Here is a 16,913-nt window from a genome sequence, read left to right as displayed (position 1 = left end):
GGAGGAAGTTTATGTTATCACTAGCAGCTATTACAGTTGACCCGAAAACCGGCTTTTATGATTGGCAGATGGGCGGGTTGAATGTTTGGCCATTTTTAATCTTGGTTTTGGGCATTATTTTATTGTTAACTTTGATTTTGAAGTTTAAAATCAACACATTTGTCACTTTGATTGTTGTCTCGATTGTTGTTGCATTCGCTTTAGGCATGAATCCAGCTGGTATTGCCGATGCGATTAAAAATGGTATTGGCGGCACATTAGGAGAACTGGTTGTCGTCTTCGGCTTTGGATCGATGATCGGCCGTTTGGTATCTGATTCAGGTGGTTCTTATCGAATTGCCAAAACACTGATTGCCATGTTTGGCAGAAAACGCCTGCAGTGGGCGGTTGCCTTTGCCTCCTTCATTATTGGTATTTCTCTGCTATTTGAAGTCGGCTTGGTTGTTTTGATTCCGATTGTCTTTACAATTGCTTTGGAAGCTGGCGTGCCTTTGCTTTATTTAGGCATTCCAATGGCGACAGCGTTGTCGGCTGCTCAAGGATTCTTGCCGCCGCAGCCTGCACCAACAGCGGTGACGAATGTGCTTGGTGCCAACATGGGGATGGTCTTAATCTACGGTATCTTAGTTGCTATTCCGGCAATGATTGTGGCCGGCCCATTATTTACACGTGTCGCACAAAAGTATTTGCCCAAAGCCTTCAAAATTACGAAACATTTGGATGCCTTAGGAACTGTCAAAGAGTTTAAATTAGAAGAAACACCTTCTTTTGGGCTTTCAATTCTGACTTCTTTGATGGCTGTTATCTTTATGGTTGTGACAACTATTATTACGATGATTGTCAATGGCGGCAAGCAAGTATACGGTGGCGTGATTGGCGATACAGCTTGGAAAGCCATGACTAGTGCTGCACAAAATGGTTATCTGCTTCATCCGACTGATTTTCAGAAAATCGTCGCTTTTCTTGGTAATCCTCTGATTGCGATGGTCATTGCGCTGCTGTTTGCCATGTGGTCAATGGGCCGTCACCAAAAGCGTTCTATTAAGGAAGTTAACGCAACGCTATCTGATGCGATCAAGTCAATCGCTAATTTATTAATGGTTATTGGCGGCGGCGCAGCTTTTAAGGGCGTCTTGACTTCCGGCGGTATTTCGACGGCGATTGCTCAGGCATTTGCCCATTCATCAATGTCGCCAATTCTGTTTGCTTGGCTGGTAGCTGTGATTATCCGTGTTTCGGTGGGCTCAGCGACAGTTGCGGGTATGACATCGGCTGGTATCGTGGCTCCGATCGTGGCTGCGCAGACAGCGATCAATCCAGCTTTTGTGGTTCTGGCTATCGGTGCCGGTTCTTTGGCTGCAAGTCATGTCAATGATGCGGGTTTTTGGATGTTTAAAGAGTTCTTTGACTTGGATGTCAAAGAGACATTGAAGACTTGGACCGTTTTGGAAACACTGATTTCAGTGGTCGGGCTGCTGATGGTCTTATTGCTGGCAGCAATTTTCCATTAAATGATTGATAAAATCAGTGGAAGAGCGTATAGTCATAACTGCATGTTTGTAGACAATCATGTGCGGGAGTGGCGTCACGGCTACGTATCACCGCTAGATTACGAGAGGAGACATTATCGTGGCAAAAAATGTCGTAAAAATTGTTAAATTACAAATTCCAGCCGCCAAAGCAACCCCAGCACCACCTGTTGGACCAGCTCTAGGCCAGGCCGGTGTAAATATCGGGCAGTTCACTAAGGACTTCAACGCTCAGACTAAGGATCAAGCGGGTTCAATCATCCCAGTTGTCATTTCTGTTTATGACGATCGTTCTTTCACCTTTGTTTTGAAGACACCTCCTGCATCGGACTTGCTCCGTAAGGCAGCAAAAGTTGATAAGGGTTCTGGACAACCAAATACGTTAAAGGTTGCTAATGTGACCTCAGCTCAGATAGAAGAAATTGCAAAGATTAAGCTGCCTGATTTGAACGCAGCCAGTGTCGAAGCTGCTGTGAAAGTTGTTAGTGGAACTGCTCGTTCTATGGGCTTTTTGATTGATGGCAAGTCATTGGATGATGGTGCTGCACGCTTGGCTACCGGTGCTGAAATTGCCGAAGCCGAAGCCGAAGCTGAAGCTGAAGGTGCTGCTGCTGAAGCTGGTATCGTACCTAAGAAAGATGATGATGACGCTGACGCTACTGACGTGCCTGCAGAAGGGAGTGCCGAATAATGACTAAAAAACACAGTAAAAAGTATTTAGCCGCCGTTGAAAAAGTTGACGCAAGCAAGAAATATTCTTTGGCTGATGCCACAGCACTCGTTAAAGAGATTGCTTTTACAAAGTTCGATTCCAATGTTGAAGTTGTCTTTGACTTGAATGTTGATACGACTAAAGCTGATCAGCAGCTGCGTGGTGCCATTGTGTTGCCTAACGGTTCTGGCAATGATAAAAAGGTTGCTGTCTTTGCTGAAGGCGATAAGGCTAAGGAAGCTTCTGATGCCGGTGCTGATTTCGTTGGCACAGACGAATTGGTCGAGAAGGTCAAGGCTGGCTGGACTGACTTCGATGTTGCGATTGCAACACCGGATCAAATGGCTAAAGTCGGCCGTGTCGGCCGTGCTTTAGGACCAAAAGGCTTGATGCCTAATCCTAAAGAAGGAACTGTGACGCTGGACGTTGCTAAGGCAGTTAAAGATGCCAAGGGCGGCCAAGTCACATACCGGACCGACAAAAATGGTAACGTTGCCGTACCAGTTGGTAAAGTTTCATTTGATGCTGAAAAATTGGCACAGAACGTTAAGACCGTTTCTTCTACTGTTCTCTCGGCTCGTCCAAGTACAGTTAAAGGCACTTACGTCCTGAGTGCACACCTGGCTTCTACAATGGGTCCTGGTATTGCCCTTGATGTTGCATCACTATAACGAGTAAAACGACTTGAGAAATCAGGTCGTTTTGTATATACTCATATAAGTAAATATCGTTTTTACCTAAGACGTCGGTTGCTGCAAAGCGTAATTCCTGCCGAGGAAAGCTAATTTTTCCATGGCCGCGTCTAGTACGCGGTTTTCTTATGTATAGAACTATTTACGGAAAGGATATCTCATGAGCGAAAAAGCGATTGCGATTAAAGCCCAAAAAGTTGACGAAGTCGCTGATCTGTTTGCAAATTCAGTTTCAGCTGTCGTTGCCAACGTTCGTGGCCTGACTGTCGCACAGGCTGATGATTTGCGTTCTCAGCTTCGTGATGAAGGTGTCTCCCTGAAGGTTATCAAGAACAAAATTTTGACTCGTGCTGCTGAAAAAGCCGGCTATAAAGAGTTGAATGATGTCTTTAATGGCCCTTCGGCGGTTGCCTTTTCTAAAGAAGACGTTGTCGCACCTGCCCGTATTTTGAAAAAGTTCAGCAAGACTGCTGATGCTTTGGAATTAAAAGGTGGTGTGATCGGCGGTAAAGTCGCAGATCTTGACACAATTAATCGTTACGCAGCATTGCCTTCCAAAGAGACTTTGCTTCAGCAATTGCTTGCTGAATTCCAGTCACCACTCCGCAGCTTTATGTATGCGGTTAAAGCGGTTGCTGAAAAGCGTGAAGCTGATGGCGAGACTGCCTAAGCTGGCGATAACGCAGCAAATTAATAGTTATTAGAGTATTAACTTTTTTAACGATCGAAAATAAATAAGACGCAGATTTGTATCTGCACGTTGGAGGAAAAACATGGCATTTGATAAAGATGCAATTATCGCTTCTTTGAAAGAAGCTTCAATCCTCGATTTGGCCGACTTAGTTAAGGCTATCGAAGATGAATTTGGTGTTTCAGCTGCTGCTCCAGTTGCAGCTGGTGCAGGTGCTGGCGAAGAAGCCGCAGCTAAGGATTCGTTTGACGTTGAATTAACTGAACCTGGCCAAGCTAAGATTGGTGTTATCAAGGCTGTTCGTGATGCTACTGGCCTTGGTTTGAAAGAGTCTAAAGACTTAGTTGATGGTGCACCATCAGTTATCAAGTCAGCATTGAGCGAAAGCGATGCTAACGACTTGAAAGCTAAGTTGGAAGCTGCTGGCGCAACTGTTACTCTTAAGTAATCAGCTGAAGTTTGATTCAAAACGATTCGAAATTTCCTGTTTGGAGTTCGGATCGTTTTTTATTTTGTCCTAAAAGATATGGCTGCATTTATTCACTTTTCTTTTCAGGATATAATAGGGACAGTCAAGCCGGCGTTGCATCAGACCTTATGAACAAGCAGCCGAAAGATTTTTAAATTGAAATATGACAGATAAAAACGAACAATATTTTACAGCTGAACCTAGTTCCCAACATGATTATCAGGAAATTTCCTTTGATTTCTCAGGCAAGACCCTTTTTTTCAAAACAGATGCCGGTGTTTTTTCGAAAAATCGCATTGATTACGGTACGCGGGTACTGTTGGATTGTGTAGCCGATCATTATTCGGAAATACGATCGGGGTCTATCTTAGATTTGGGCTGCGGTTACGGCGTTGTTGGTGTTGCGCTGAAATCGCTGGATCCAAGGCGCGAGTTGACCATGACAGATGTCAATCTGCGTTCTTTGGCGCTGTCTAAAGAAAATTTGCAGCGGAACCAGTTGGATGCTGAAGTGCTGCAATCAAATATTTATGATGGCCTGAATGGCGAGTTTGCAGCCATCGTCGTCAATCCGCCTATTCGTGCCGGCAAACAAGTCGTCACGAAAATGCTGACAGAGGCTAGGGAACATTTGCCTTCCGGCGGTATGATTTTTGCTGTTTTGCAAAAAAAGCAGGGTGCACCTTCAGCTGAAAAAAATTTGATGGCCGCCTTTGGCAATGTTGAAATCTTAAAACGCGATAAGGGATACTATGTCTTACGATCAACCAAGCAATGAATATTTCATGCAGCAGGCTTTAAACGAAGCCAAACAGGCTTTTTTGGAAGGCGAGGTACCAATCGGTGCAGTCCTAGTTAAGGATGGCCAACTGCTTGTTTCTGATCATAATCGCAAAGAACAGTTAGGCAGTGCGACGGCTCATGCAGAAAAGCTCGTGATTGAGCGTGCAAATAAGCTGGTTGGTAATTGGCGGTTGACCGGCTGTCAGCTGTTTGTCACGATTGAACCTTGTGTGATGTGTTGCGGTGCCATTATTCAAAGCCGTTTGCCGGAACTTTTTTACGGCGCCAAAGACCCTAAATTTGGTGCCGTGGCGTCTTTATATCATGTCTTAGAGGATAGCCGAGCTAATCATTTTGTTAGTGTCCAAGGCGGTCTGATGGCTGATGAGGCGGCTTCTTTAATGCAGGATTTTTTTAGAAAACTTCGTGAAAACTGATTTTTTTAAAAATATCGCATCTAACTAACTCTTGGATAGATATACAATGATCACAGAAAAGCGCAAGCCTGTTTTGGCCGTCAAATGATAATTAATGCAAACAGGCTGGTGTTGGATGTTATCGAGGCAAATATATGGACGATGAGCAATTAGCCCGGACTGAATTAGATGAGCTTTACCGCAAATTTTCTTCAAGCAGCCAAGGGTTGTCGACTGCACAGGCAGCTTCGCAGTTAAAATTATCCGGTCCGAATATTATCAGCAAAGCTCGCGGCGAGTCTCAATTGAAGGCTTTTTTTAAATCATTTTCAAGCATGATGGCTGTTTTGCTTTGGGTGTCTGGCGTGATTGCAATCTTTGCCGGCATGAGCGAACTGGGCGTCGCGATCTGGACTGTCAATGTGATTAACGGCCTCTTCTCTTTTTGGCAGGAGTTTGCTGCAAAAAAAGCGACCGATTCTTTGATGAAACTGCTGCCAACGTATGCACATGTTTATCGGGATGGCAAACTGCAGCAGATTGATGCCACACAGCTGGTTCCTGGCGATATTTTTTCGGTTCAGGCCGGCAATTCTGTTTCTGCTGATGCACGGATCATTGAATCAGACGAACTGGAGGTTGATGAATCAGCCTTAACTGGCGAATCCCTGCTTGTCAGCAAATCTTCTGCCTTTGCAAAGGGAGCCGGTAAATTTGCATATAGTAATCTGGTTTATGCTGGTACGACTGTTGCCAGCGGCAGCGGGCTGGCAATTGCTTTAGCGACCGGTATGAAGACGGAGTTTGGCCAGATTGCCCGTTTGACCCAATCAACTAAACAAGTCGATTCACCGCTTCATTTGGAACTCAATCGCCTGACTCGACAATTATCAATTATTGCGGTCTCAATTGGGATCCTGTTTTTTCTTGCCGCTGTTTTCTTTGTGAAAAATCCAATCGCTAAATCCTTCATTTTTGCTCTAGGCATGATCGTCGCATTTATTCCGGAAGGGCTTTTGCCGACTGTGACCTTGTCTTTAGCACAAGCCGTCCAACGTATGGCACGCAAAAATGCGTTGGTTAAAAATCTCAATTCTGTCGAGACTTTAGGCGAAACGACTGTGATTGCCACCGATAAGACGGGTACGCTGACGCAGAACCAAATGACGATTAACCATGTTTGGACTAAAGAATCCGAGTATGAGGTAACTGGCGAAGGCTATGTGAAAAACGGCCAGATTCGCGAAAAAAACAAACCAATTCATTTAGGCAGGCATCCGGCCCTAAAACAATTGATCACGATTGCCAGCCTCGATAACGATACCGAGGTTCAACCGGCCAAATCTCTAAAAGACCGCCCGAAAATCATTGGCACACCGACTGAGGCGTCTCTGGTTATCCTGGCGCAAAAATCAGGTATCGATTTAGCCGATTTGAAACAAGCTTTGCCGCGAATTCATGAACTGACCTTTGATTCCAGACGCCAGCGCATGTCGACTATTCATCAAGCGAGTGATGGCAAACGCCTTATTTTGACCAAAGGCGCTTTAGATTTTGTGTTGGCAGTGACGGACCGCATTTTGGATCACGGTGTTGAGCGTGCTATCACTGATGATGACAAGACCGAAATTCTCGCAGCAAACCGGCGTTATGCTGGTGATGGCCTACGTTCTCTGGCTTTTGCCTACCGTAGTTTTGAAGACGATAGCGATCCTAAGACTTATCATGTCAGCAATTGCGAGCAGCATCTGATCTTTGTTGGCCTGGCCGCTATGTCCGACCCGCCGCGACCGGAAATATATGAAGCCATCCGCAAGGCACATGCAGCCGGTATCAAAATCATCATGGTGACTGGTGATTCTGAATTAACCGCCAAATCGATCGCAACAAGGATTGGCCTTGTCTCTGAATCAGCTCGTGTTGTGACAGGCGCAGAACTTTCCAAAATGACGACCGATCAGCTCAAGGATGCACTGGCGGGCGAGATTATTTTCGCTCGAGTAGCCCCGGAACAAAAATATCAAATTGTCACAGCTCTGCAGTCGATGGGTCATATCGTGGCATCCACAGGAGACGGTGTCAATGATGCACCGGCCTTAAAAAAAGCCAATATTGGTGTGGCAATGGGTGTAACAGGCACCGATGTGGCCAAGGATGCCGCCGATATGATTCTGACAGACGATAATTTTGCGTCCATCGTGGCTGCCATCGAAGAAGGACGAGTTGTTTACGCAGATATCCAAAAGTTTTTGTTGTATATTTTAAATTCCAATTTGCCGGAAGCTGTTCCATCCGTGCTGTTTTTGCTCTCGGGAGGGACGATTCCGCTCTCTTTGACTGTTATGCAGATTTTAACGGTTGATTTAGGAACTGATATGCTGCCAGCCTTGGGACTGGGTGCTGAAAAAATAGAAGCTGGCGTGATGGATCAGCCTCCGCGCGATCGGCATGCTCATTTGTTGACGAAAAATCTTTTGCTAAAGGCATTTGCCTGGTATGGACTTTGGGGCTCAATCATCTCAACGGCTGCTTATTTCTTCGCCAACTGGACTTTTGGCTGGCCAGGTCAAGCCTTAGTATCGTCGGGAGGCGATTATCGAAAAGCCACCACAATGACGCTGGCTGGGATCGTTTTCTTCCAAATTGCTGCAGCATTGAATGCCAGAACACAGCGAACGTCAGTCTTTAAAATCGGCGTTTTCTCAAATTATCACATTGATTTTGGGATTTTATTTGAAATCCTGCTGCTGCTGTTGTTGATGTATGTGCCTTTCTTACAGAACCTGTTTCAGACTGGTCCGCTAAACAGCAATGAATGGCTGCTGTTAGCATGTATCCCGGTTCCAATGGTTCTGTTAGAAGAAGCTCGCAAGGCTTTGGTGAGAAAGTACCGGCACGCAAGCTGATTGAGATAATATTGACCGCCTCATGCGGTTTTTTACTATACTTAAAGATAAATTATCTACGATGAAGGGATTTTATTTTGACTGAGCAATTTCGATATAACGCGTTTAGCGATTATTCATCTTTTAATCCGGCCGAGGAGCTTAAAAAGATTCATATGATTGACGACCAATTTGTCAAACAGTCGTTTTCGGTCAATCTGAAGCATTTTTTTGACCATCTGTTTCCTAATTGCCAGTCAAAACAGAGCTTGATAGAAGCCCAGGCCAATATCTTGATCGTCGATACTGTGCCGCTGGACCAATTATGGCAAAATACGCTGACCGAACTCCCTGCTGAACAATTCTATGCGGCTATTTGCCAAATACTGGATTTTAATGCCGGGCTTGATTTTGAATTGACAGCCAGCAGAGACTTTTTAACAAAGAGCGGTCAGAAAATTCTGTCTGATGAGACAGTCGATACAGCTAATTTGGTGCAGTTTATGTTCAATGCTTTGAATTTGCGTTCAGCAAACGGTTTAAGCCTGATTGACAACCTGGTCAATGACGGTTATTTGCGAAAAGCTTGGCCGCAGGATCTGCCTTTGCCTTTGTTTTTCGCCGGTAAAACACTGGCCGTTGTCCCAAAATCTGATTTGATTAGTGAAGCTGTTTATGTTGATTCCCAATTAGATGGCGACCATGACGGCAAAAATGATTTAATTCAGTTGGTTTTGACGCGGCCCAAACAGTCCGGTCCCGATTTAAAGGTACCGATTATTTTAACGGCCAGTCCCTATTATTACGGCACGAACGATATGGCCGAGGATGTTCATAACCCGGATGGTGACTTAGCAGTTAAAGACAATTTTGATTTTGCTGATCAACCAATTGCTGACGACCAAGTGCTTTTACCAGCCTTGACCGCTGATCAACAAAGCCAGTCAGCTGCTTTTCAACAGACTTTGAAAAGTGGCGCTGCCTCTTTTCCATTGAATGATTTTTTTTTGGCCCGCGGTTATGCGGTGGCTTATTATGCCGGCCCTGGCACACGCGGGTCAGACGGCCTGCGTTCTTCCGGCGGGCCCGATGAGACGATTGCTTGTTGTGCAGCCATCGAGTATTTAAGTGGACACCGTCTAGCTTTTACAGATAAAACAGCTAGCCATAGTCTCCATGCCGACTGGTCTAATGGTTCGGTAGCCATGACTGGCCGCAGCTATCTTGGAACTTTGGCAACAGCTTGTGCGACACGCAATCCAGCTGGGCTGAAGACCATTATCTCCGAATCCGCTATCTCTTCTTGGTATGACTACTACCGTGAGAACGGTCTGGTGGTCGCACCTGGCGGTTTTCAGGGCGAAGACGCTGATGTTTTAGCATTAGACACATTTTCGCGCTGGTTTGATGCTGCTGAAATGGCAAAAAGCAAGCAGATTTTTCAGGACAGCTTAGCAGAAATGAAGGTTGAAGAAGACCGTACAACGGGTAATTACACAGCTTTTTGGGACAAGCGCAATTATCTAAAAGACGCAGGCAACATTAAAATTGATTGTTTATATACTCATGGATTGAACGATTGGAATGTTAAACCGATCAATGTTTTCAATATCCTAAAAAGTCTGAAAGGAACAGGAGACGCAGCAGCTAAAGTGATTCTTCACCAGGGCCGGCACATCAGCCCGCATGATATTCGTTCTTTGGATTACCTAGATATCTGTAATCTATGGCTCAGCCATGAGCTTTATGGCCAAGATAATCAGGTTGAAAAAAGCTTGCCGGATGTCATGGTAGAAGATAATCTGGATCCGGAAATTTGGCACAGCCAGCAGGATTGGGCTAAAAGTGAACGCCATCAATCTACTGTTTTGGCTGCATTGTCGAGTGCCAAGACAGCTGGCTATGATGATGATCTGGGCCAGATTTATCGGGAAAACTATCACGATTACACAAGCTACGAAAAAGATTTTTATGCAGGTGATGCGCGTTTTGCCAAATCTACTGCTGTTTTTGATCTGCCATCATTTGGCGAGGCAACGATTAATGGCCGCGTGCAGGTTGATTTGCGCATTCAGACAGATCGGACCGTTGGCCTGGTCACAGCAGCTTTAGTCGAATTAGATGCTAAAGAACATGCTAGCCAAACAACTAAGGCAATCTTAAACCGTGGTTTTCAATTGAGCCTTGGCGACAGGCAAGTCCCTTTGCGTGATTTCTTCAAGCAATCAGTGAAGGCTCACTTGATCGCAAACGGTCATCTGAATCTGCAGAATCTGAAAGGGCCTGGGAAAATCAACCAACTAAAGCCCGATCAATATGTCCAGGCCGTTTTCTATTTGCAGCCGACCATTTATCGTCTGACTGACCAAACCAAGCTGCGTTTATATATTTTTGGCAGCGATATGCAATACACGCTTCACCCCAGGACAGTTCAGCACTATCAGCTTGATTTGGAAAAAAGTCGTGTGATTCTGCCCTTGAATTCGTAGTTCCGGTAAAAATCCGGTATAATGGAATAGCGGGCAAACGCCGCTAGTGAATCAGGTCAGGACAGGAATGTAGCAGCCTTAAACTAGTCAGGCGCTGTGCTCGTTTTTATTTCTGCAATGTTAGAATTTTATTAATGTATAAAGCACTTTATCGACAATACCGGCCGCGCACTTTTAGTGATTTGGTCGGCCAAAAAGTAATCGCACAGACGCTAGAAAATGCGCTGAAAGAGAATAAAGTCGGGCATGCTTATCTGTTTGCCGGTCCTCGCGGCACTGGCAAGACATCAGTGGCCAAGATTTTTGCGCGCGAAATTGAAGGAATTCCTTCTGATAGCGACCAGGATACTTTTACAGATATTATCGAAATCGACGCGGCTTCCAATAATGGTGTTGACGAGATCCGTAATCTTCGCGATGCTGCCAATTACGCACCGATTGAATATCCTTTTAAGATTTATATCATTGATGAAGTACATATGCTGTCGACCGGCGCTTTTAATGCACTCTTGAAGACAATCGAGGAGCCGCCGGCGCAAGTTAAATTTATTTTGGCAACAACCGAGCCTCAGAAAATACCAGCAACGATTCTCAGCCGTGTACAGCGTTTTGATTTTCGGCGTATCAGTGTTGAAGATATCGTTGCCCGTTTGCAGTACGTCTTGGAGGATCAAAAAATTGCCTACGATCCTGAGGCGTTGACTGTAATTGCAAACGCTTCTGACGGCGGGCTGCGGGATGCTTTGTCAATTCTTGATCAGGCTGTTGCTGTTTCGACGACCGGCCGAATCGAATTGTCAGATGCTTTTGAAATTACAGGGAGCAGCCGAATCGATGATCAGCTGGCTTTCCTTAGTCACCTGCTCAATAAACAGACTGACCAGGCTTTTGAAGACCTGCACCGTTTGCTGCTTGACGGCAAAGACCCTGTTCGTTTTGCTGAAGATCTGCTGGTTCTATTAAAAAATCTCATGCTGGTCAAAATTGCGCCTGAGTTGGTCAAGGAAACCGATAGCCAGAAGATTCGGGCATTTTCGGCCGGTTATCATAATGCCGTTTTTCAACAAGCCATTGATTTGGTTGCTGATAGTCTGACCAAAATGAAACAAACAACCCGGCCGGAACTCTACTTAGAGATTTTGGCTGTCAAAATTGTTTCACAGCAAAGCGAGTTGCAGCCTAAACAGGCCGCCATCGTTGATCAGGTTCCAGCTGACTCGGTTGCTGATGCCGCTGAACCAAGTGAACAAGCAGCAGATAATACTCCAGTGGCCCAACAATTAGACAATGCTCATGGCAATTCAAGCAGCGAAGCTGACAAAGATAGTCAGCCCGCGCGGCCTGTAGATCAGCCGCGAACTGTCGAACAACAGATTCCGACAAAAAAAGTACTAACAAGTTCAACGCCGGTTAGTACCGATAGTGCAGCGGCTTGGCACGTGATGGCCGAAGCTGTTAAAGAAGAGCTGCGTGCAGTTCAAGACGCTTGGCCTGATATTCAAGCCGATTTTGATCCGGCAGTCCTGATGCTGGCCGAAAATGCTGAACCGGTCGCGGCCAGCCGAACCGCCTTGATTTTTGCCTTTAACCATCCTGAATTGGCTGATGCGGCAGCTGAGACAGCTGATTTTGTTGGCAAACTAGCAGAAAGCCTATCAGATTTATTAGGAGTCGATTACCAGCTCGTTTTTATCAGCGATACCGCTTGGATGACTTTAAAAAAGAATTATATTGCCAAACTGCATGGTGCTGATATTGATCCGCCGATGCCGGTACCTGAGTTAAAAAAAAACGAAGCAGATAGCCAAGCCGCTTTAAGCCAAAGCCCACAACTGCAACCGGATATTCCTGAAAAATCTAATGAAGCTGTGCCTGAAGAAGCTGGTGACAATGCCGATGTGGTTGAAAAGGCAGAAAAGTTATTTGGAAATATTGTCAAAGTGAAGGGTGAGAAATAATTTATGCAGTATCCTGATGCGATTGCAAAATTGATTGAATCATATAGCAAGTTGCCGGGTATCGGCAGAAAGACAGCCACTCGGCTGGCTTTTTATACCTTAGGCATGTCAGAAGAAGATGTGAGCAATTTTTCAGAAAGTTTAAAAGCCAGCAAATCAGATCTGACTTTTTGTCAAGTATGCGGCTTTATCACGTCAAAAAGTGATAATCCTTGTGTGATTTGCAGCGACCCTTCTCGCGATCAAAGTAAAATTTTTGTTGTTGAAGACAGCCAAGATGAGATGGCTATTGAAAGCACACACGATTATCACGGTCTTTATCACGTACTGAACGGCGTTTTGTCGCCAATGGCAGGGCGCGGACCAGAGGACATTAATGTGAGCAGTTTGATCACCCGCCTGTCCGATCACCCAGAGGTCAAAGAGGTGATTATCGGATTGAACGCATCCACAGAAGGAGAGGCGACGACTTTGTACCTGGGTCGTCTTATCAAGCCGGCTGGGATCAAAGTAACGCGTCTGGCGTTAGGATTATCAATGGGAACCAATGTTAACTACGCAGACCAGCTGACATTGACGCAAGCTGTTAATGGGAGGACAGAAATATGATCTGGGGTAAAAAAATTTCTTATAGCGAATTTTTCCACGAAAATCTGATTGCTGCTGTCGGGCGTCTCCAGGATGCTTACGACGCTGCTCTTCAGACAGAAAGAAATTTGCAATCCGGGCATGTCAATCAGCGTATTATTCATGCTAAAACGATGCTGGCCAAAGACAAACAAGCCTATTTGATGCGCCAGATTCGCCTAAAAGATATTGGAGTCCGTAAATGAGTCGTGGCTATTTTATTTCAATCGAGGGGCCTGATGGCGCTGGCAAGTCCAGCTTAATTGACCGCTTAACGCCTAAACTGTATGCCTTGCTGGGCGACCGGTTTTTTCAAACGCGCGAACCGGGCGGTGTGCGTATCTCTGAGGCAATCAGAAAAATCATTTTAAATAATGATTACTCGGAAATGGATGCCCGTACCGAGGCTTTGCTGTTTGCCGCTGCCAGAGCCCAGCACGTTACTGAGAAGATTCGGCCTGCCTTAGCAGCCGGCAAAATTATTCTTTCGGATCGTTTTCTCGATTCATCGATTGCTTATCAGGGCGGCGGCCGCGGCTTAGGGGTTCAAGAAGTTCGCCAAATCAACCTCTTCGCTACTGCCGGACTGCAGCCGGACTTGACACTGTTGCTCGACTTGCCTAGCGAAGTCGGCCTCGCAAGAATTATGAAACACCGCAAAAATGATGTTGATCGTATGGACCAGGATCCCTTGGCTTTTCATCAAAAAGTCCGTCAGACTTATCTGCAGCTCGCACAAGCTGATCCTGGGCGTATAAAAGTCATCGATGCTTGTGAAAGGGCTGAAAAAATTGCGGATAATGCTTTACAATTAATTCAAGAAAGTTTGAAAGGTAAAATATGAAACTTATTACTGCAATTGTACAGGACAAAGACGCTTCTTCAGTTGCCAATGCCTTAGTGGAAAATAATATTCGAGCAACGCGTTTGGCCTCAGCCGGGGGATTTTTGCGGTCTGGCAACTCGACTTTTTTGATTGCTGTCAGTGACGAAGATGTCAATAAGACAATTGATGTGATCAAAGAACATTCCAAGACGCGAAAACAGTTTGTCACACCACCAGTTGGCTTGGATATGAGTTTGGACACAATCGGCGAGCCTATTGAGGTAGAGATTGGCGGTGCGACTATTATCGTACAAGCCGTCGAGGATTTTCAACACTTTTAATGTCGGCCATGACCTTAAAAGTGAATTCGTTGCAAGATCATTTTCTTCAATTAATCGATGCCGGTAAGCTCTCGCATGCTTACCTTTTTCTTGGTCAAAGCCAAGACCAAATACATAATTTCATCGCAGCCCTTGCTGCTCGGATCCTCCACGAAAACTCCTCAGAGAACGTTTTTGAGAATGGCCAATTGATGCAGGTAGATCTTTTGACGGGCAAAAAAACGCTTTCGGTCGATCAGATGCGCGAGTTGCAGATTTTCTTCTCCGAAAAATCATCACAAGCTCGAATTGCAGTGATTGATCACGCGGATCAAATGACCGATGCCGCTGCAAATTCAATTTTAAAATTGATTGAAGAGCCTTTTGACAATCAATATTTCTTTTTTCAGGCAGCTGTTTTTAATCAGATTCTGCCGACTATTTTATCGCGTGTACAGCTGATCCAGATGCCGAAAACTTTCGGTCGAGAAGTGCAATCACGGCTCGTGGCCGATGGGTTATCGCAAGAAGATGCCGCTTTTGTCAGCGCTGTCAGCACTTCTTTAGAAGAAGCACAGACCTTTTTATTGGCTGGCTTTGCGATTAACCTTAAAAATGCGATCGATAAATGGTTGTCAATGATACTGACGGGTGATTACCGGGCTTTTGCTTTTGTTCAAACGGATTTAATCGCCTTTGCCGACACGATTGATCATCAGCGTTTGTTTGCTGCTGGGGTCAGTTACGGTCTCAGCCATGTTTTAAAGCAGCAAAAGGATACGAAAACCGCTGATATATTGGCTTGCTGGCTGGACATCTCGTCCCGGCAGCGATTCAATGTTGCCTGGCAGGTGATTTTAGAGACTTTTGTACTTGAAGCATTAAGGATAAGTGATGGAACAAAAAAGTTTTCAGACAAGTAAATATGGCAAACTTTATCTTGTCCCGACGCCAATCGGCAATTTGGCAGATATTACGCTCAGGGCATTATCTGTTTTAAAAGAAGTCGATTTGATCGCGGCTGAAGATACACGGCATTCCGGGATTTTGCTGCAGCATTTTCAGATTAAAAAGCCTCTCATCAGCCTCCATGAACATAATTATGCTCAACGGGTACCGGAACTGATTGAAAAATTAAAAGCAGGTACGACTATTGCACAAATTTCCGATGCCGGCATGCCGTCTATTTCGGATCCTGGCCACGAATTGGTTCTAGCAGCAATTAAGGCCGGCATTGACGTGATCAGCCTGCCTGGCCCAACTGCAGGTATGACAGCTTTAATTGCCAGCGGTTTGCCGGCTGAACGTTTTGCCTTTATTGGTTTTTTGCCCAAAAAGAGCAGTGAACAGCAGCAATTATTATCAGCTTGGCAGAATGTGGATGCGACATTGATTTTCTACGAATCGCCTTATCGTATTCAAAAGACATTATCGGCGATGCAGGAACAATTTTCCGAGCAGGCACAAGTTGTTCTGGCCCGCGAACTTACCAAGAAATTCGAATCTTATTTTCGCGGCAGCCTTGCTCAGGCCTTGGATTTTGTGGCAGAAAATGAGCCGCGCGGGGAATTTGTGATCTTACTGCACCCCGTCCCTCAGGAAAATACGTTATCTGAGGCTAGTATCAAAGAAGCTGTCCAGCGGCGTATTGACCATGGTGAAAAGGCCATCGACGCAATCAAAGCTTTGGCTAAGGCTAGCGGCCTGCATCGTGCACAGGTTTACGATATTTATCATAAGGAGAACTAATGTCTAAAATTTATTCCGAAGATTTATATATTAAAGATTTCTTTTGCGACCGAACGGCTAAATTGTCCATCCCTATGATTGCTGAATTGGCTATAGCTAGCAGCATCCAACAGACGGCTGAAATGGGGATTGGTATGAAAGAGCTGCATGCAATTGACCGCGGTTGGGTCTTGCTGCAGTATGATATTCAAATTAACCGCCGGCCGGATTCTGGCGAAAAAATTCGTTTGACGACTGATCCGAAAAAACGCAATCAATTCTTTGCACTGCGTGTTTTTGATTTTTATGATGCCGATGGCAATCTTTTAATTCATATTGATTCCTTGTGGGCCATGATTAATTTAAAACGCCGGCGTCTTGTTTCGCTGCTAAATGAATTTGTCGATCCGCTGAATGGGCAGAGTGTCGAGCATCTGGAAAAACTGCCGAGCCCGAATTTGCTGGATCGCACTTTTACCGGCAGTGCTATTGCCGTTGAAGAGGTCAAGAGCACTTACTTTGATATCGATACGAATCAGCATGTGAACAATTCAAATTATCTGAAGTATTTTTTGCTGCCGATTAAAGAGGATTTTTTGCTGCATCACGAGGCCAAGCGCATTATTGTTAAATACACGAAGGAGATTTTAGAGGGTCAGACCGTGGCTTCTAAAACGCAATTTGTTAACCCTTTGACAAGTATTCACGAAATTTCTGATGATTCTGTCATTAATGCAACTGCAGAAATTGAGTGGCGGTAATGCAAGTGATAATATTGTCAAGGAGAG

At 45.1% G+C, this 16,913-nt stretch carries 16 protein-coding genes, 1 other RNA gene and 1 pseudogene; all 18 read left to right on the top strand.

All coding sequences use genetic code 11. The features are described 5' to 3' along the window. Positions 1-11: 11 nt before the first annotated feature. Entirely contained in the window at positions 12-1,511 is a 1,500-nt protein-coding gene (locus tag OKIT_RS08945; RefSeq protein WP_007747227.1) for a gluconate:H+ symporter, read from the top strand. Between the two features lie 118 nt (positions 1,512-1,629). Further along, positions 1,630-2,049, top strand: a pseudogene (gene rplK, locus OKIT_RS08940) (50S ribosomal protein L11); the annotation flags it as partial. 170 nt (positions 2,050-2,219) lie between these two features. Next, positions 2,220-2,912 carry a 50S ribosomal protein L1 gene (gene rplA / locus OKIT_RS08935; RefSeq protein WP_007747223.1) on the top strand — a complete coding sequence of 231 codons (693 nt, stop codon included), beginning with the start codon at positions 2,220-2,222 and terminating at the stop codon, positions 2,910-2,912. Between the two features lie 181 nt (positions 2,913-3,093). After that, positions 3,094-3,603, top strand: a complete 510-nt coding sequence (rplJ, locus tag OKIT_RS08930) for a 50S ribosomal protein L10 (RefSeq protein WP_007747221.1) — start codon at positions 3,094-3,096, stop codon at positions 3,601-3,603. Between the two features lie 103 nt (positions 3,604-3,706). Next, the gene (gene rplL, locus OKIT_RS08925) at positions 3,707-4,072 is read left to right on the top strand and encodes a 50S ribosomal protein L7/L12 (protein ID WP_007747220.1); all 366 of its coding nucleotides are present in this window, start codon (positions 3,707-3,709) and stop codon (positions 4,070-4,072) included. Between the two features lie 184 nt (positions 4,073-4,256). Beyond that, entirely contained in the window at positions 4,257-4,871 is a 615-nt protein-coding gene (locus OKIT_RS08920; RefSeq protein ID WP_007747218.1) for a class I SAM-dependent methyltransferase, read from the top strand. Continuing rightward, positions 4,846-5,313 (top strand): nucleoside deaminase, encoded by a 468-nt coding sequence (locus tag OKIT_RS08915; RefSeq protein ID WP_007747217.1) that lies wholly within the window; start codon positions 4,846-4,848, stop codon positions 5,311-5,313. The genes OKIT_RS08920 and OKIT_RS08915 overlap by 26 nt, the downstream gene beginning before the upstream one ends. Before the next feature lie 134 nt (positions 5,314-5,447). Beyond that, on the top strand, positions 5,448-8,198 hold the full coding sequence (locus OKIT_RS08910) for a cation-translocating P-type ATPase (protein WP_007747214.1): 2,751 nt from the start codon (positions 5,448-5,450) through the stop codon (positions 8,196-8,198). Between the two features lie 77 nt (positions 8,199-8,275). Continuing rightward, positions 8,276-10,666, top strand: a complete 2,391-nt coding sequence (locus OKIT_RS08905) for a Xaa-Pro dipeptidyl-peptidase (protein ID WP_007747213.1) — start codon at positions 8,276-8,278, stop codon at positions 10,664-10,666. 20 nt (positions 10,667-10,686) lie between these two features. Then, an RNA gene (ffs, locus tag OKIT_RS09560) (signal recognition particle sRNA small type) lies at positions 10,687-10,785 on the top strand. A 15-nt stretch (positions 10,786-10,800) separates the two neighbouring features. Further along, positions 10,801-12,624 carry a DNA polymerase III subunit gamma/tau gene (gene dnaX, locus OKIT_RS08900; RefSeq protein ID WP_007747212.1) on the top strand — a complete coding sequence of 608 codons (1,824 nt, stop codon included), beginning with the start codon at positions 10,801-10,803 and terminating at the stop codon, positions 12,622-12,624. A gap of 3 nt (positions 12,625-12,627) precedes the next feature. Then, positions 12,628-13,233, top strand: a complete 606-nt coding sequence (gene recR, locus OKIT_RS09730; protein WP_007747210.1) for a recombination mediator RecR — start codon at positions 12,628-12,630, stop codon at positions 13,231-13,233. Next, the gene (locus OKIT_RS08890) at positions 13,230-13,457 is read left to right on the top strand and encodes a hypothetical protein (protein ID WP_007747208.1); all 228 of its coding nucleotides are present in this window, start codon (positions 13,230-13,232) and stop codon (positions 13,455-13,457) included. Before recR ends, OKIT_RS08890 begins: the two co-directional genes overlap by 4 nt. Further along, on the top strand, positions 13,454-14,095 hold the full coding sequence (gene tmk / locus OKIT_RS08885; protein ID WP_007747207.1) for a dTMP kinase: 642 nt from the start codon (positions 13,454-13,456) through the stop codon (positions 14,093-14,095). The genes OKIT_RS08890 and tmk overlap by 4 nt, the downstream gene beginning before the upstream one ends. Continuing rightward, a complete protein-coding gene (locus OKIT_RS08880) occupies positions 14,092-14,418 on the top strand; it encodes a cyclic-di-AMP receptor (RefSeq protein ID WP_007747206.1) in 327 nt (108 codons plus the stop codon). The genes tmk and OKIT_RS08880 overlap by 4 nt, the downstream gene beginning before the upstream one ends. Before the next feature lie 8 nt (positions 14,419-14,426). Further along, positions 14,427-15,320, top strand: a complete 894-nt coding sequence (locus OKIT_RS08875) for a DNA polymerase III delta subunit-related protein (protein WP_241778166.1) — start codon at positions 14,427-14,429, stop codon at positions 15,318-15,320. Beyond that, on the top strand, positions 15,292-16,146 hold the full coding sequence (gene rsmI / locus OKIT_RS08870; protein ID WP_007747200.1) for a 16S rRNA (cytidine(1402)-2'-O)-methyltransferase: 855 nt from the start codon (positions 15,292-15,294) through the stop codon (positions 16,144-16,146). The genes OKIT_RS08875 and rsmI overlap by 29 nt, the downstream gene beginning before the upstream one ends. Continuing rightward, positions 16,146-16,886, top strand: coding sequence for an acyl-[acyl-carrier-protein] thioesterase (locus tag OKIT_RS08865; RefSeq protein WP_007747197.1), 741 nt, complete (start codon positions 16,146-16,148; stop codon positions 16,884-16,886). The genes rsmI and OKIT_RS08865 overlap by 1 nt, the downstream gene beginning before the upstream one ends. The last annotated feature ends 27 nt before the right edge of the window (positions 16,887-16,913 follow it).

Origin of the sequence: Oenococcus kitaharae DSM 17330 (assembly GCF_000241055.1) — a bacterium.
GTDB classification, from domain to species: Bacteria; Bacillota; Bacilli; order Lactobacillales; family Lactobacillaceae; genus Oenococcus; species Oenococcus kitaharae.
Note: the sequence above shows the minus strand (reverse complement) of the source record. Positions and strands in the feature narration are given on the sequence as shown.

What these genes read in the sequence shown, in the direction of transcription:
- OKIT_RS08910 (WP_007747214.1), top strand. Translation starts at nt 5,448, where the DNA reads ATGGACGATGAGCAATTAGCCCGGACTGAATTAGATGAGCTTTACCGC.
- OKIT_RS08875 (WP_241778166.1), top strand. Translation starts at nt 14,427, where the DNA reads ATGACCTTAAAAGTGAATTCGTTGCAAGATCATTTTCTTCAATTAATC.
- rsmI (WP_007747200.1), top strand. Translation starts at nt 15,292, where the DNA reads ATGGAACAAAAAAGTTTTCAGACAAGTAAATATGGCAAACTTTATCTT.
- OKIT_RS08890 (WP_007747208.1), top strand. Translation starts at nt 13,230, where the DNA reads ATGATCTGGGGTAAAAAAATTTCTTATAGCGAATTTTTCCACGAAAAT.
- OKIT_RS08880 (WP_007747206.1), top strand. Translation starts at nt 14,092, where the DNA reads ATGAAACTTATTACTGCAATTGTACAGGACAAAGACGCTTCTTCAGTT.
- OKIT_RS08920 (WP_007747218.1), top strand. Translation starts at nt 4,257, where the DNA reads ATGACAGATAAAAACGAACAATATTTTACAGCTGAACCTAGTTCCCAA.
- rplJ (WP_007747221.1), top strand. Translation starts at nt 3,094, where the DNA reads ATGAGCGAAAAAGCGATTGCGATTAAAGCCCAAAAAGTTGACGAAGTC.
- dnaX (WP_007747212.1), top strand. Translation starts at nt 10,801, where the DNA reads ATGTATAAAGCACTTTATCGACAATACCGGCCGCGCACTTTTAGTGAT.
- tmk (WP_007747207.1), top strand. Translation starts at nt 13,454, where the DNA reads ATGAGTCGTGGCTATTTTATTTCAATCGAGGGGCCTGATGGCGCTGGC.
- OKIT_RS08865 (WP_007747197.1), top strand. Translation starts at nt 16,146, where the DNA reads ATGTCTAAAATTTATTCCGAAGATTTATATATTAAAGATTTCTTTTGC.
- OKIT_RS08945 (WP_007747227.1), top strand. Translation starts at nt 12, where the DNA reads ATGTTATCACTAGCAGCTATTACAGTTGACCCGAAAACCGGCTTTTAT.
- OKIT_RS08915 (WP_007747217.1), top strand. Translation starts at nt 4,846, where the DNA reads ATGTCTTACGATCAACCAAGCAATGAATATTTCATGCAGCAGGCTTTA.
- rplL (WP_007747220.1), top strand. Translation starts at nt 3,707, where the DNA reads ATGGCATTTGATAAAGATGCAATTATCGCTTCTTTGAAAGAAGCTTCA.
- rplA (WP_007747223.1), top strand. Translation starts at nt 2,220, where the DNA reads ATGACTAAAAAACACAGTAAAAAGTATTTAGCCGCCGTTGAAAAAGTT.
- recR (WP_007747210.1), top strand. Translation starts at nt 12,628, where the DNA reads ATGCAGTATCCTGATGCGATTGCAAAATTGATTGAATCATATAGCAAG.